The following is a 13882-nucleotide window of genomic DNA, read 5'->3' as shown; positions in this document are numbered from 1 at the left end:
GCAGACTTTCCCATTGAAGAACTAAGGACGAGCCCTTTTCCATGAAGACCGCTGAGATCGCCCAGCGATACCTCGACTACTTCGAGCGTCAGAACCACACCATCGTTCCGTCCGCGTCGCTCGTGAGCGACGACCCGTCGATCCTGTTCACGATCGCGGGAATGGTGCCGTTTATCCCGTATCTGACCGGCGTGGTGCCGGCTCCGTACCCCCGTGCGGCGGACGTGCAGAAGTGCATCCGCACCAATGACATCGAAGAGGTCGGCAAGACGGCTCGGCACGGCACCTTCTTCCAGATGCTCGGCAACTGGTCCTTCGGCGACTACTTCAAGGAGGGGGCCATCCGCTTCGCCTGGGAGCTGCTGACCTCCGCCGAGGAAGACGGTGGCCTCGGCTTCGCCCCGGACTCGCTGTGGGTGACGGTGTACGAGACCGACGACGAGGCCGCCGAGCTCTGGCAGCGCATCGCGGGTCTTCCGGTCGAGCGCATCCAGCGCATGGGCAAGGAAGACAACTACTGGCACACCGGTCAGCCCGGCCCCGGCGGTCCGTGCTCGGAGATCTACTACGACCGCGGCCCGGAGTACGGCCCCGACGGCGGTCCGCTCGTTGACGACACGCGCTACCTGGAGATCTGGAACCTCGTGTTCATGCAGGACCTCATCGCGAACGTGCGCTCGAAGGTGGACTTCGACATCGTCGGCGAACTGCCCCACAAGAACATCGACACCGGCATGGGCCTGGAGCGTGTCGCGTTCATCAAGCAGGGCGTCGAGAACATGTACGAGACCGACCAGGTCCGTCCCGTGCTCGACAAGGCCGTCGCTCTGAGCGGCCGCGCCTACGGTGCCTCGCACGAGGACGATGTCCGCTTCCGTGTGGTCGCCGACCACGTGCGCTCCGCCCTGATGCTGCTTTCCGACGGTGTCACCCCGTCGAACGAGGGCCGCGGGTACATCCTGCGCCGGCTCATGCGCCGCACCATCCGCTCCATGCGCCTGCTCGGTGTTGAGGGCCCCACCTTCCCCGAGCTGTTCCCGGTCTCGCGCGATGCGATGAAGGCGGGCTACCCGGTGCTCGAGAGCGACTGGGAGCGCATCTCCACCTATGCCTACGCGGAGGAGGAGACGTTCCTGCGCACCCTCGCGGCCGGATCCGCCATCCTGGACGAAGCCGTTGCCGAGACCAAGAGCGCCGGCAAGTCCGCCATCGCCGGCGACGAGGCGTTCCTACTGCACGACACCTACGGCTTCCCGATCGATCTGACCCTCGAGATCGCGGAAGAGGCGGGCCTGACGGTCGACCGTGGCGCGTTCGACACGCTCATGCAGGAGCAGCGCGCCCGCGCCAAGGCGGACGCGAAGTCGCGCAAGCGCGCCATCGCCGATGTGTCGGTGTATCGCGAGTACCGCGCTCAGGGCGAGACGGTCTTCACGGGCTACACCGAGATGGAGACCGGGTCCCGCGTGCTCGGCATCCTGGTGGACGGGCGGAGCGTCGACCGCGCATCGGTCGGTCAGATCGCCGAGGTGATCCTGGCGGAGACGGCGCTGTACGCCGAGTCCGGCGGACAGGTCGCCGACAAGGGCACGATCGTGGGCCCCGGTTACGAGCTGGACGTGCTGGACGTGCAGAAGCCGGTTCCCGGCCTGATCAGCCACACGGTCGAGGTCGTCACCGGTGAGGTCTCGCTCGACGCGCCCGCGACCTCCGTCGTGGACGCCGTGAACCGCCGCGCCGCGCGTCAGGCACACTCCGCCACGCACCTCGTCCACGCCGCTCTTCGCGACACCCTGGGAAAGACCGCCACACAGTCCGGCTCCCTCAACCGCGCCGGCTACATGCGCTTCGACTTCTCCTGGAGCCAGGCGCTTTCCGCCGAGACCAAGACGGAGATCGAGGAGATCACCAACAACGCCATCAGCGACGGTCTCGAGGTCACCACGCGCATCATGTCGCTGGATGAGGCCAAGGCCGCCGGTGCGATGGCGCTGTTCGGCGAGAAGTACGGTTCCGAAGTGCGGATGGTCGACATCGGCGGACCGTGGTCGCGGGAGCTGTGTGCCGGCACCCACGTCTCCAACAGCGCGGAGATCGGTCTGGTCAGCCTGGTCGCAGAATCCTCGGTCGGTGCATCGAACCGCCGCGTCGAGGCGCTCGTCGGACGCGATGCGTTCCGTGAGCTGACGGCCGAGCGTGCACTCGTCGCCGAACTCACCAGCACGCTCAAGGCTCCGCGCGATCAGGTGCTGACCCGTGTCGCCGAGCTCTCGGCGGGCCTCAAGGCCGCCGAGAAGAAGATCGCGGCCTTCGAGGCCCGTGCACTCGCCGACCGCGTCCCGGCTCTGGCGGAGACGGCCACCTCGGTCGGTTCCTACCGCGTCGTGACCGCTGACGTCGGGGCCGTCGGCTCTGCTGACGACGTCCGTGCCCTGGTGAACAGCGTGCGTGAGCGTCTGGGATCCGAGCCCGCCGTCGTCGCGCTCGGCGGCATCGCGGGCGAGCGTCCGGTTGTGATCGTCGGCACCAACCCGGCTGCCCGCGACGCCGGTGCAAAGGCCGGCGTGCTCGCCAAGGCGGCTGCCGGTGTTCTCGGCGGTGGCGGTGGCGGACGCGACGACCTGGCCCAGGGTGGCGGGACGGACGCTTCGGCGCTGCCGGCGGCTCTGCAGGGCATTCGCGACCAGCTCGGGCGGGCATGACCGGCTTCCGTCGCGGCGTCCGCGTGGGCGTCGACGTGGGCCGAGCCCGCGTCGGCGTCTCGCGCTGCGATCCGGATGGCATGCTTGCCACCCCGGTGGAGACCGTGGTGCGCGACGAGCACAGCGTTTCGCGGGTGCTGGCGATTGCGGAAGAGCTGTCCGCGATCGAGATCGTCGTCGGTCTGCCGCTCAACCTGCGCGGCGAGGACACCCCCTCGACCGCGGATTCGCGCGAGTTCGCCGCGGCGCTGGCCGCGGGTGAGGTGCCCGTTCGTCTCATCGACGAGCGCCTCACCACGGTGACCGCGCACAGCCAATTGCGCAGTTCGGGTCGCAAGCAACGCGATACCCGTGGCATCGTTGACCAGGTCGCCGCCGTGGTGCTGCTGCAGCAGGCGATCGACACCGAGAAGCGCTCTGGCGCGCTTCCCGGAATCCCTGTACCCCGTCCCCAGGAGTCTGTGTGACTGATCCTGCTGGCCACGAGCCCGAATCCGCTCCGATGTCGCGTCGTGAGGCGCGTGCCGCTGCGGCGCAATCGCAGAACGGCTCGGAGGCTCAGCCGCCGACCGGGGTGCCGGCGTCCGGGCAGGCGCAGAGGCCCGATCACGGGGCGCCTGCTGCGGTGGGCCCCGATGCAGGGATTTCTGATGCAGGGAATGCGGTGCCGCCGGCGGATCCGCCAGCGACTGTCGCGCTTCCGCTGCAGGATGCCGCGGCAGCCTCGGCGACGGCGGCTGCAGCTGCGGCTCAGCCCACCCGCCGCGCCGCGGCCGAGACGTCTGAGGCGCCTGACGGGCTCACCGATATGGCTGACCTGTTCGCGGCGGAGCCTGTCCCTGCGGCCGATGTGAAGCAGAAGCGCCGCAAGCGCCGTCGCGGTTGTCTGGTGGGACTCATCGTGATGCTCGTGGTGCTCGGCGGCATCGCGGCCGCCGTGGTCACGGTGTACAACGTCTTCGGTGACCAGATCCGCGACGTGCTCGGGATGAGTGAGCCGGCCGACTTCGAGGCCGGCACCGAGGGCGATCCGGTCCTTGTCACCATCGGACCCGGGGATAGCGGACTGGACATCTCCGGCACCCTTTACACCGCGGGCGTGACCAAGACCAGTGAGGCGTTCTACGACTACGTGCGGGGATTGTCGAGCCCCGCGGATTTCTATCCGGGGCTCTACCAGCTCAACAGCCACATGACGTCGAAAGCGGCATACGAAGCGCTCATCGACCCCGCGAACAAGCGCGAGAACACGCTGTTGATTCGCGAGGGCGAGCCCACGGGGCTCATCTACGAGGAACTCGCGACGGTGTTGGAGATCAGCGTCGACGACGTGAAGGCCGCCGCCGCCGACCCCTCGCAGTTCGGAGTGAGCGCCTCCTCGCTCGAGGGATGGCTGTTCCCGGCGACGTACACGCTCGAGCCTGGCATGTCGGCGCACGACGCCATCCAGACGCTCGTCAACCGCATGGTGCAGGCGCTGGACGAGGCCGGAGTCCCGGTCGAGAAGCGTCAGGAGATCCTGACGATCGCCTCCATCGTCCAGCGCGAAGGCCGTACCGACGACTTCGCCAAGGTCGCGCGCGTGATCTACAACCGCCTCGATCCGTCGAACATGGAGACGCACGGACTTCTGCAGATGGACTCCACCGTGCAGTACGGCGTCGGCAAGCTCACGCTCGGCGTGGTGTCCACCAGCGACGCCGACCGCAAGAACGACAACCCGTACAACACGTACCTGCATCCGGGTCTGCCCGCGGGTCCCATCTCGAGCCCCGGCGACGCGGCCATCGCGGCAGCACTGCACCCCGCGGACGGCCCGTGGTTCTACTTCGTGACGGTCAACCTCGACACCGGCGAGACGCTATTCGCCGAGACGTACGCCGAGCAGCAGGCCAACGAAGAGAAGTGGCACCAGTGGTGTGAGGCGAACCCCGACAGCGGGTGCTATTGATGCAGCGCCTGGAAGTCTGGGGTGACCCGATCGGGCACAGCCGGTCGCCCCGGCTGCACACGGCCGCCTACCGGGCGCTCGGCTTGGACTGGGAGTACGGTCGCCGACAGGTCAACGAGGCCAGCTTCGATCGAGAGCTGGTGACCGCACGTCGTGAACTTCGTGGGCTGTCGCTGACGATGCCGCTGAAGGAATCCGCGTGGCAGGTAGCCGGCTGGCGGGATGTCCGCGCCCTGCGCACCGGGGTCGCAAACACCCTGCTGCTCACGGGAGACGAGCCCGCCGCGTTCAACACGGACATCGGCGGCTTCATCGGAGCGCTGCGCGAGAACGGCGTCGAGGCGCCAGAGCGTGCGCGCATCGTCGGTGCCGGCGCCACCGCGGTCTCTGCCGTGATCGCGCTGGCTGAGACCGGTGTGCGGGAGCTCGAGATCGTCGCGCGGAGTCCGCAGAAGGCGGCTGCTCTGGTGGATCTGGCCGCCGATCTCGGTCTGTCCGTCTCGGTGCGTGCGCTGGGAAGCGAGGCCGGGCTGACCGACGTCGACGCCACCATCGCGACCCTTCCGGGTGGCACCCGAATCGACGACGCCGTCGCCGAGGACCTGGCGCAGCACGGCGGCGCACTCGTGGACGCCGTGTACGCGCCGTGGCCGACGCAACTGGGTGAGGCGTGGATCGCGGCGGGGCGACCGGCGGCGTCCGGGGTGCAGATGCTGCTGCATCAGGCTCTGCTCCAGGTGCGCATCTTCGTGACGGGGCAGGTTGTCGAGCCGCTGGAGTCGGAGAGCGTCATCTTGGACGCGATGCGCTCGGCGCTCATGGGAGACTAGGGGAATGCTTCGCGTCCTCACCGCCGGTGAATCCCACGGTCCTGAACTCGTCGCCATGATGGAGGGCCTGCCCGCGGGCGTCCGCATCGATCTGGACGACATCCGCGGCGATCTCGCCCGTCGCAAGCTCGGCTACGGCCGTGGTTCGCGCATGAAGTTCGAAGCGGATGAGCTGCACCTGTCCGGCGGCGTGCGTCACGGCTATTCGCTGGGCAGCCCCATCGCGCTGCGGATCGGCAACACCGAGTGGCCGAAGTGGACCGAGGTGATGAACCCCGAGCCGGTCGAACTCACCGAGATGTCACGTGGACGGGGTGCTGCGCTCACGCGTCCGCGCCCGGGGCACGCCGATCTGGTCGGCATGCAGAAATACGGGTTCGACGAGGCGCGTCCGATTCTTGAGCGTGCGAGCGCCCGTGAGACGGCCGCACGAGTCGCCCTCGGCGCGATCGCGAAGTCCTTCCTGTCGGAGCTCGGCATCCGTCTGGTGAGCCACACGCTGTCCATGGGCCCGGTTCGCGTTCCGGACGGTGCCCCGCTGCCGACACCGGATGACGTCGACGCGCTGGACGCCGATCCGCTGCGGTGCTTCGACGCGGCGACCTCCGAGCGCATGGTCGCCGAGGTCGATGACGCGAAGAAGAAGGGCGACACGGTCGGTGGAACCGTGGAGGTGCTCGCCTATGGGCTCCCGCCGGGGCTCGGGTCTCACGTCCAGTGGGACCGTCGTCTGGACGCGAAGCTCGCGCAGGCGGTGATGAGCATCCAGGCGATCAAGGCCGTGGAGATCGGCGACGGCTTCGTCACGACGACCCGTCGTGGCTCCGCCGCTCACGATGAGCTCTGCGCCGCGCCGGACGGGATCACCCGCACGTCCGACAAGGCCGGCGGCGTCGAGGGCGGCATGTCCACCGGGACAGTGCTCCGGGTGACCGCGGGAATGAAGCCCATCGCCACGGTGCCGCACGCGCTGCACACGATCGATGTCACGACCGGTGAGGAGTCCTCCGCGCACCACCAGCGCTCGGACATCTCCGCGGTGCCGGCGGCGGGTGTGGTCGCCGAAGCCATGGTGGCCATCACCCTGGTCGATGTCGTCCTGGAGAAGTTCGGCGGCGACTCCGTGGCGGAGACCCGTCGCAACCTCGACAGCTACCTCGCGGCGATCCCGGAGAACCTTCGCACCGCAGGTGCGAGCGACCCGTCGCTGGCCGGCGGTGTCTGAGCCGACCCCTCGCGCCGTCGTGCTGGTCGGCCCGATGGGTGCCGGGAAATCCAGCATCGGCAAGAAGCTGGCCAAGGTGCTGGAGCGGTCGTTCATCGACACGGATGCCGTGATCGCTCGCGAGCACGGGCCGATTCCGGAGATCTTCGCCGAGCATGGCGAAGCACACTTCCGCGAGCTGGAGCGACGTGCGGTTGCCGATGCCATCGCGGGCGGCGGAGTCGTGGCACTGGGCGGCGGTGCCGTTCTGACCGCCGCGACGAGAGAGCTGCTCGCCGAGCACGACGTGGTGCTGCTGACCGTCGAACCGCGCGTCGTGGCGGGTCGCATCGCGGGTGGAGGGCGTCCGCTCCTGACCGGTGAGGATCCCGTGCAGCGCTGGCTGCGCATCCGCGACGAACGCCGACCGCTGTACGAGGAGGTCGCCGATGCGACCTTCGACACCTCGACGGGGCGCATCCAGGCCGTCGTCGAGCGCATCGCCGACTGGGTGAGAGGAAACCGTTCATGAGCACCACCACGATCCACGTCTCCGGTGAGCCGGGCTACGACATCTCGATCGGTGAAGGTCTGCTGGCGAACCTCGGCGCGGTGCTGCCGCCGAACGCCCGCAAGGTGCTCATCATCCACCCGCCCACGCTGGGCGCGCAGGCGGATAATCTGCGTCAGCAGCTCATGAGCGATCGCGAGGTGCTGCTGGCCGAGATCCCCGATGCAGAGCAGGGCAAGCGCATCGAGGTGGCCGCGTTCTGCTGGCAGATCCTGGGCCAGAGCGACTTCACCCGTACGGACGCCGTGATCGGGTTCGGCGGCGGTGCCGTCACCGATCTCGCCGGCTTTGTCGCGGCCACCTGGCTGCGGGGCGTTCCGGTGGTCCAGGTGCCGACCACCGTGCTGGGCATGGTGGATGCGTCCGTGGGCGGGAAGACCGGCGTCAACACCGCCGAGGGCAAGAACCTGGTCGGATCCTTCTGGCCGCCCTACGCCGTGGTCGCGGATCTGGAGCTGCTGCGTTCGCTCAGTCGCAACGAAGCGGTCGCCGGCTACGCCGAGGTCGTCAAGGCGGGCTTCATCCACTATCCGGAGATCCTGGACATCGTGCGCGCCGACCCGGAGCGGGCCACAGATGTCACCAGCGCCGAGTTCCGCCGCACGATCGAGCTCGCCATCCAGATGAAAGCGGATGTCGTGGGGGAGGACCTCCGCGAGGCGGGGCTCCGGGAGATCCTCAACTACGGCCACACTCTCGGCCACGCCATCGAGCACGCCGAGCGCTATCGCTGGCGTCACGGTGCCGCGATCTCGGTGGGCATGATGTTCGCCGCCGAGCTGTCGCGCCTGGCCGGTCGTCTCAGCGACGACGCCGTGGCAGCGCATCGCGACATCTTTGAGAGCCTCGGCCTGCCGACGACATACCTCGCCGGTCGGTGGCCGTCGCTGCTGTCGACGATGCAGCGCGACAAGAAGTCTCGCGGCGGCATGCTGCGCTTCATCGTGCTGGACGACATCGCCCGCCCGACCGTATTGCAGGCGCCTGACGAGTCGCTGCTGTTCGCGGCCTATCAGGAGATCTCTGGCTGATCCCTCCGTCCCCCGGTGGGGATGTTCAATGTCGGTGGCCCGGCGTACTCTCGTACCCACCAAGGGCGGGAGGCCACCATGCAGAAGATCATTCCGAACATCTGGTGCAACGGCACGGCGGAGGAGGCGGGCCGCTTCTACGCGGACGCGCTTCCGGGCGGTGTGGCGCAGGTCACCAGCAGATACCCCACTGAGGGGCTTCTTGACTTCCAGGAGCCGCTGGCCGGCCAGGCGCTGACCGTCGACGTCACGATCGGCGACTTCCGCTTCACGCTGATCAACGCGGGTCCGGAGTTCCGTCCCAATCCCTCGATCTCCTTCATGGTCAACTTCGATCCGCTGATGTTCGACGGCGACCCTGCGGCGGCGCGTGACGCGCTGGACGCGGTATGGGCGCATCTCAGCGACGGCGGAGAGGTGCTGATGCCGCTGCAGGAGTACCCCTTCAGCCAGCGCTACGGGTGGGTCCAGGACAAGTTCGGCTTCACCTGGCAACTCTCCCTCACCGATCCGACGGGCGATCCTCGGCCGTTCATCATCCCGTCGCTCACCTTCGTCGGCCGCTCGGATGGCCGCGCCCGCGAGGCCGTCGAACGCTACACCTCGCTGTTCCCCGATGCGGCCGTCGGCACGGTGATGCCGTATCCGGGGGAGGAGCGCGTGATGTTCAGCGAGTTCCGCATCGGTGACCAGTGGTTCACGGCGATGGACGGCGGCGCCACTGACCACGAGTGGTTCTTCGACTGCGGCGTGTCTCTCGAGGTTCGATGCGCCGATCAAGCTGAGATCGACACCTACTGGGACGCACTCAGCGCCGTGCCGGAAGCGGAGCAATGTGGCTGGTTGGCCGATGAGTTCGGTGTCAGCTGGCAGATCGTTCCGGAGAACATGGGCGAGCTGATGCAGCGTCCGGATGCCTTCGCCCACATGCTCCAGATGAAGAAGCTCGTCATCGCCGACTTCTGAGGTGCGGGATGTGAGGATGGAGGGATGACTGCCGACCATGCCCTTCCCGTTGTTGTGCGTCCTGCGGCCGGGGCAGCTGAGTTTCCCGTCCTCGCGGAGATCTGGGCGGACGCGGTGCATGCCACACACGACTTCCTCGACCCCGCGGACTTTGCGCGAATCGAGGAGAACCTGACCAGCGTCTACTTTCCGGCGGTGTCACTCGTGGTCGCAGAGCACCGCGGGCGAGTGGTGGGTTTCGCCGGCGTGCTCGACGGTGGCCTGGAGATGCTGTTCGTCTCTCCGGCAGCGGCCGGGCATGGGGTGGGCTCGGCGCTGCTCCAGCACGTCGTCGATCAACACGGCGTCACTCGCGTCGACGTGAACGAGCAGAACCCCGCGGCCCTCGGCTTCTACGTGCGCCGCGGGTTCGAGGTGGTCGGCCGCAGTGAGACCGACGGTGATGGCCGCCCCTATCCGATACTTCATCTGCGGCGGACGCCGCCGGAGGGCGCTTCGGGCGGAGCGAGCACGAAGGAGCAACGATGACCGTCGAGTTGATGAGGGACGTGGACGAGCTCGACGGCGCGGAGCGCTCCCTCGTGGCTGGCCGGGTCGGAGCATGGGAGGTGATGGTCGGCGGCGGGCCGGACGAGTTCGTGGTCACCGCGACGAGTGCGGATGGCGCTCGTATCGCCAACGCACTCAGCCCACTCGCCCCGAGCGATTCTGCGCTCGATGACGATGACGATGACGATGACGATGACGATGACACCGTGGACCTCACCGTGGGCGGACAGGCCGTCGACTACCCGCGTCAGTATGTGCTGAGTCGCGCCGAAGTGTCCGCGGCGATCACGGATCTCACCGCCCAGCGGCTCTCACCAGACCGCTGGGAACTGCTGGAGTAGGAGTCCTGCCTCACCCGCCGAGGAATGCGGCTGCCACCTCGGCGAAGCCCGGGTGGTCCTGCGCACGGTGAGCGTGACCTGCAAGCACGACGTGGGTGGCGCCCGCCGCCACGAGGCGGGAGGCGATCGCCTCGTACTCCGCGTTCCAGCCGCCCGTGATCACCAGCGTGCGGTCGGCGGCGAGGTCGTCGGCGCTCAGGTTGTGGCCCCAGGGGAGTGTGCGCTGTGCGAACTGCGCCGCGAGGGACTGCTCCTCGGGCCAGGCGTTCTCCTCTGCCGGACCGCCGAACATCAGGGGGCGGATGATCGACCAGTAGCCCCACAGATCGCTTGTGGCGAGGTGCTCTCGGGCGCGCTCGACGGTGGCTATGTGAGCGTCGACATCGTGTGATCCCCGTGCGATGTCGTAGAACGCGGGTTCCACCAGCACCAATCGGGTAGCAGGGATATTCCGGACGGCGAGGGCAGCGGGGATCGCGAGGTACGAGTGCGCGAACACCGCGTCCGGTGCGATCGGGGCAATCGCTTCCGCGATATCTGCCGCCGCGTCAGTGGCGGGCACATCCGACCGGACAGCAATGAAGGTCGCGTCCGGCGATGCCGAAGGCCAAGCGCACGAGCCAGCGCGACCCGTGCTGTGCACATGGATTCGCATGTGAACACGCTACGGCGCGGGCGAGAGCATCGCGAGCCTCAGTGGGAGTCCCGGGTTACCCCCTATGGATCCGTCGCCGAGTGTGTCTAGGCGAACGAGCCCGACGGATCATCCGTGGCGCAGCCGGACGCCGTGAGAGCGCGGTGCAGGATCTCCCGGAGCACACTCTCCTTCCGTGCGTTGTAGTCCATGACGCGTTCGCCCGCGGCGGTGGCGGCAGCCGCCGCTGTGCGCTTCGCCTCGGCATATCGCCGTCGATCGGCCGCGTCGGTGCGCAGATGGTCCCGCAGAATTACGTGCTTCCAGGGCTCCGGCGCGGCGGGACCGAACACGTGAAGGTTCACCGCGGGGGTGTCGTGGATGAACATGCGGTGCTCCTGCCACCAGGGCTCGCGCACCGACAGGGTGAAACCCGCCGCTGTCAGCGTGGGGAGGTAGTCGGTCTCCCGGTCCGGTCGCGCGACGATGAGGTCCAGGTCGATCAGCGGCTTCGCGGGCAGTCCGAGGACCGCTGTCGATCCCACATGCTCGATGCGCAGACACCGCGGCCCGAGAGCGCCGCGGACGGTCGCCATGACCCCCTCGGCGACCAGCGGCCAGTTCGGATCCGGTTCAGCGATCACGATCGGACTGACGGGGCGGCGGACGACGAAGGGATCCGCTCCTGCTGGCGGATCCTCCTCGTGGAAGGCGGCGATCTCGGCTGCGGTTGGGGACATTCCTCGAGGCTACGTGACATGGGGGCGACGCCCGCGCTGATAGCCTCCGAGCATGACTGCACCGCGCCGACTGCTGCTCGTGAATGGACCCAACCTCAACCTCCTCGGCACGCGCCAGCCGGAGGTCTATGGCACGGACACCCTCGCGGACGTCGAAGCCCTCGTGCGCACCACGGCGGCGGCGCGCGGCTTCGAGGTTCGGGCGATGCAGTCCAACCACGAGGGTGTGATCATCGACGCGATCCATGAGGCGCGGCTTGACTGCGCGGGCATCGTCATCAATCCGGGAGGACTGACGCATACCTCGGTCGTCCTCCGGGACGCCCTCGCCAGCGTCGATCTGCCGACCGCTGAGGTGCACATCTCGGACGTGAACAATCGCGAGGACTTCCGGAAGTTCTCCTACGTCCGTGACCTCGCCGCGGTGCACGTGATCGGTGAGGGTGTCGCCGGCTACGCACGCGCGGTCGAGCGCCTCTGCGACGTGCTCACGGGACAGTCGGAAGGCTGAGGGACCGGGTCACCCAGGGGATCACCGGGCGCGTCCGATAGAATGACGAGTCGGCCACCGCCGGCCACTCCCACAGACGAAACGGAATCACTTCCCATGGCATCCACCGCGGACATCAAGAACGGCGTCGTCCTCAAGATCGACGGCCAGCTGCTGAGCGTCGTGGAGTTCCAGCACGTCAAGCCGGGCAAGGGTGGTGCGTTCGTTCGTACCAAGCTCAAGAACGTCGTCACCGGCAAGACCATCGACCGCACCTTCAACGCCGGTGCCAAGGTCGAGATCGAGAACGTCGACCGCCGCGACTTCCAGTACCTCTACAACGACGGCGAGAACTTCGTCTTCATGGACGTCGACGACTACGACCAGCTCACCGTCGCCGCCGCAACGGTCGGCGACGCCGCGAACTTCATGCTCGAGAACCAGACGGTGCAGATCGCGCTCAACAACGGCAACCCGCTGTACGTTGAGCTCCCCGCATCCGTCGTGCTGGAGATCACCTATACGGAGCCGGGCCTGCAGGGCGACCGCTCTTCGGCCGGCACCAAGCCCGCCACCGTCGAGACCGGGTACGAGATCCAGGTCCCGCTTTTCCTGGAGACCGGCACCAAGGTGAAGGTCGACACGCGCACGGGCGACTACCTCGGCCGCGTCAACGACTGATTCGCTGAATGTCTGCACGCACCAAGGCGCGCAAGCGCGCGCTCGACATCCTGTTCTCGTCCGACGTCCGTGGCGACGCGCTTGAGGTGACGCTCGCGGCGGAGGCACAGCGCGCCGCCGGCGAGCCTGCGCGCGAGGCCTCGTGGCTGTACGCACGCGAGATCGTTGACGGCGTGCTCGATCACCGCGACGAGATCGACGAGCAGATCGTCACCCACGCGCGCGACTGGAAGATCGACCGCATGCCGGCCATCGACCGCGCTCTGCTGCGCATGGCCAGCTGGGAGATCCTCTTCAACGATGAGGTACCCGCCGCGGTCGCGATCGATGAAGCCGTGGAGCTTGCGAAGGAGTACTCCACGGACGACTCCGGCGCGTTCGTGCACGGTGTCCTGGCTCGCATCGCCCGCTCGAGCTGATCACGTCCGAAACGCCCGTCCTGCAGGGACGGGCGTTTCGCATACCTGACGCGTAGCGTGGAGGCGTGGGACGGGGATGGAAGCTCCTGGGCGCGGGATCGCTGCTCATCGCGGTGGCCGCGCTGAGCTGGGGGCAGTGGGAGGCGTGGCGCGCGACGCGCCAGAACCTCGGTGCCGCGCAGCACGGAACGCGATCGGTCGTGGTCGTCCTGGGCTTCGGCAACAGGGGAGACCGGGCCAACCTCATCAACCGCTGGCGGGTGCGCGCGGGACTGCGCACGCTCCGGGCGATGCCCGCTCCACGCGTGCTCATCGTGTCAGGCGGACGCGTGCATTCCGACACGCCCGAGGCGACGATTCTGGCCGCGGAGGCGCGACGTCAGGGATGGCGCGGCGCGATCACCGAAGAAGGCGACAGCCGCAGCACCGTTGAGAACATCACCTTCACGACGCCCCTGCTGCGACCGGACGATCTGATCTCGATCGTCTCCGACCCGGTTCACGCCGTCCGCGCGCGGGCGATGCTCCTCGCCGCGACGCCTGATCTCGGTGCTCGGCTCGTGCGAGGACGTGAGTGGCGCTTCGGTGAGCGCCCGCTGGTCACGTTCGTCGCCGCGGTGCGCGCCCGCCGGTATGACCGACGGCGCTGACATCGAGCCGCCCCGGGACGTGCGACGGCCCCGGAGGGCGTCACGGGAGTAGGAGGATGTCGCCGGAGTAGGGGTGTTGGGCAGTTTGGGCCCTATCTTCGCGACGCTGGCCTCATCTCGTGC

Annotated in this window: 16 protein-coding genes; 14 read left to right on the top strand and 2 right to left on the bottom strand. The window is 68.1% G+C overall.

Going from position 1 to position 13882, the window contains the following annotated elements:
* Positions 1–41: 41 nt before the first annotated feature.
* The 10 genes from alaS (at position 42) to ABTV68_RS10340 (ending at position 10145) form a co-directional block, all read left to right on the top strand.
* On the top strand, positions 42–2702 hold the full coding sequence (gene alaS / locus ABTV68_RS10385) for an alanine--tRNA ligase (RefSeq protein WP_433673590.1): 2661 nt from the start codon (positions 42–44) through the stop codon (positions 2700–2702).
* Positions 2699–3169, top strand: coding sequence for a Holliday junction resolvase RuvX (ruvX, locus tag ABTV68_RS10380; RefSeq protein ID WP_433673589.1), 471 nt, complete (start codon positions 2699–2701; stop codon positions 3167–3169). The genes alaS and ruvX overlap by 4 nt, the downstream gene beginning before the upstream one ends.
* On the top strand, positions 3166–4653 hold the full coding sequence (gene mltG / locus ABTV68_RS10375) for an endolytic transglycosylase MltG (protein ID WP_433673587.1): 1488 nt from the start codon (positions 3166–3168) through the stop codon (positions 4651–4653). Before ruvX ends, mltG begins: the two co-directional genes overlap by 4 nt.
* A complete protein-coding gene (locus ABTV68_RS10370) occupies positions 4653–5483 on the top strand; it encodes a shikimate dehydrogenase family protein (RefSeq protein ID WP_433673586.1) in 831 nt (276 codons plus the stop codon). The genes mltG and ABTV68_RS10370 overlap by 1 nt, the downstream gene beginning before the upstream one ends.
* Before the next feature lie 4 nt (positions 5484–5487).
* Positions 5488–6708: a chorismate synthase gene (aroC, locus tag ABTV68_RS10365; protein ID WP_433673585.1), complete on the top strand. Its 1221-nt coding sequence runs from the start codon at positions 5488–5490 to the stop codon at positions 6706–6708.
* Entirely contained in the window at positions 6701–7219 is a 519-nt protein-coding gene (locus ABTV68_RS10360; protein ID WP_433673584.1) for a shikimate kinase, read from the top strand. The genes aroC and ABTV68_RS10360 overlap by 8 nt, the downstream gene beginning before the upstream one ends.
* Entirely contained in the window at positions 7216–8289 is a 1074-nt protein-coding gene (gene aroB / locus ABTV68_RS10355) for a 3-dehydroquinate synthase (protein WP_433673583.1), read from the top strand. The genes ABTV68_RS10360 and aroB overlap by 4 nt, the downstream gene beginning before the upstream one ends.
* Before the next feature lie 78 nt (positions 8290–8367).
* Positions 8368–9255: a VOC family protein gene (locus ABTV68_RS10350; RefSeq protein ID WP_433673582.1), complete on the top strand. Its 888-nt coding sequence runs from the start codon at positions 8368–8370 to the stop codon at positions 9253–9255.
* 24 nt (positions 9256–9279) lie between these two features.
* On the top strand, positions 9280–9783 hold the full coding sequence (locus ABTV68_RS10345; protein ID WP_433673581.1) for a GNAT family N-acetyltransferase: 504 nt from the start codon (positions 9280–9282) through the stop codon (positions 9781–9783).
* Positions 9780–10145: a hypothetical protein gene (locus ABTV68_RS10340; RefSeq protein WP_433673580.1), complete on the top strand. Its 366-nt coding sequence runs from the start codon at positions 9780–9782 to the stop codon at positions 10143–10145. Before ABTV68_RS10345 ends, ABTV68_RS10340 begins: the two co-directional genes overlap by 4 nt.
* A gap of 10 nt (positions 10146–10155) precedes the next feature.
* Here the strand turns inward: ABTV68_RS10340 and ABTV68_RS10335 are convergent, their stop codons facing one another.
* Together ABTV68_RS10335 and ABTV68_RS10330 are read right to left on the bottom strand one after the other, a co-directional pair.
* Complete coding sequence (locus ABTV68_RS10335; protein WP_433673579.1) at positions 10156–10707, bottom strand: hypothetical protein; 552 nt, start codon at positions 10705–10707, stop codon at positions 10156–10158.
* A 179-nt stretch (positions 10708–10886) separates the two neighbouring features.
* Entirely contained in the window at positions 10887–11519 is a 633-nt protein-coding gene (locus ABTV68_RS10330) for a GrpB family protein (protein WP_433673578.1), read from the bottom strand.
* Between the two features lie 52 nt (positions 11520–11571).
* On the opposite strand from ABTV68_RS10330, the gene ABTV68_RS10325 reads away from it, so the two are divergent.
* From ABTV68_RS10325 to ABTV68_RS10310, 4 genes are all read left to right on the top strand, one after another.
* Positions 11572–12030, top strand: coding sequence for a type II 3-dehydroquinate dehydratase (locus ABTV68_RS10325; protein WP_433673576.1), 459 nt, complete (start codon positions 11572–11574; stop codon positions 12028–12030).
* 96 nt (positions 12031–12126) lie between these two features.
* The gene (gene efp / locus ABTV68_RS10320) at positions 12127–12690 is read left to right on the top strand and encodes an elongation factor P (protein WP_433673575.1); all 564 of its coding nucleotides are present in this window, start codon (positions 12127–12129) and stop codon (positions 12688–12690) included.
* Between the two features lie 8 nt (positions 12691–12698).
* Positions 12699–13109: a transcription antitermination factor NusB gene (nusB, locus tag ABTV68_RS10315; RefSeq protein WP_433673574.1), complete on the top strand. Its 411-nt coding sequence runs from the start codon at positions 12699–12701 to the stop codon at positions 13107–13109.
* A 65-nt stretch (positions 13110–13174) separates the two neighbouring features.
* Positions 13175–13759, top strand: a complete 585-nt coding sequence (locus ABTV68_RS10310) for a YdcF family protein (protein ID WP_433673573.1) — start codon at positions 13175–13177, stop codon at positions 13757–13759.
* The last annotated feature ends 123 nt before the right edge of the window (positions 13760–13882 follow it).

The sequence above is a fragment of the Microbacterium gorillae genome (assembly GCF_050990725.1).
GTDB classification, from domain to species: domain Bacteria; phylum Actinomycetota; class Actinomycetes; order Actinomycetales; family Microbacteriaceae; genus Microbacterium; species Microbacterium gorillae_A.
The sequence above is the reverse complement of the archived record's forward strand: the minus strand, read 5'-3'. Positions and strand labels throughout refer to the sequence as shown.

Coding starts and splice junctions, on each gene's coding strand:
- alaS (WP_433673590.1), top strand. CDS start 42: ATGAAGACCGCTGAGATCGCCCAGCGATACCTCGACTACTTCGAGCGT.
- ruvX (WP_433673589.1), top strand. CDS start 2,699: ATGACCGGCTTCCGTCGCGGCGTCCGCGTGGGCGTCGACGTGGGCCGA.
- ABTV68_RS10370 (WP_433673586.1), top strand. CDS start 4,653: ATGCAGCGCCTGGAAGTCTGGGGTGACCCGATCGGGCACAGCCGGTCG.
- aroC (WP_433673585.1), top strand. CDS start 5,488: ATGCTTCGCGTCCTCACCGCCGGTGAATCCCACGGTCCTGAACTCGTC.
- aroB (WP_433673583.1), top strand. CDS start 7,216: ATGAGCACCACCACGATCCACGTCTCCGGTGAGCCGGGCTACGACATC.
- ABTV68_RS10350 (WP_433673582.1), top strand. CDS start 8,368: ATGCAGAAGATCATTCCGAACATCTGGTGCAACGGCACGGCGGAGGAG.
- ABTV68_RS10345 (WP_433673581.1), top strand. CDS start 9,280: ATGACTGCCGACCATGCCCTTCCCGTTGTTGTGCGTCCTGCGGCCGGG.
- ABTV68_RS10340 (WP_433673580.1), top strand. CDS start 9,780: ATGACCGTCGAGTTGATGAGGGACGTGGACGAGCTCGACGGCGCGGAG.
- ABTV68_RS10330 (WP_433673578.1), bottom strand. CDS start 11,519: ATGTCCCCAACCGCAGCCGAGATCGCCGCCTTCCACGAGGAGGATCCG.
- ABTV68_RS10325 (WP_433673576.1), top strand. CDS start 11,572: ATGACTGCACCGCGCCGACTGCTGCTCGTGAATGGACCCAACCTCAAC.
- efp (WP_433673575.1), top strand. CDS start 12,127: ATGGCATCCACCGCGGACATCAAGAACGGCGTCGTCCTCAAGATCGAC.
- nusB (WP_433673574.1), top strand. CDS start 12,699: ATGTCTGCACGCACCAAGGCGCGCAAGCGCGCGCTCGACATCCTGTTC.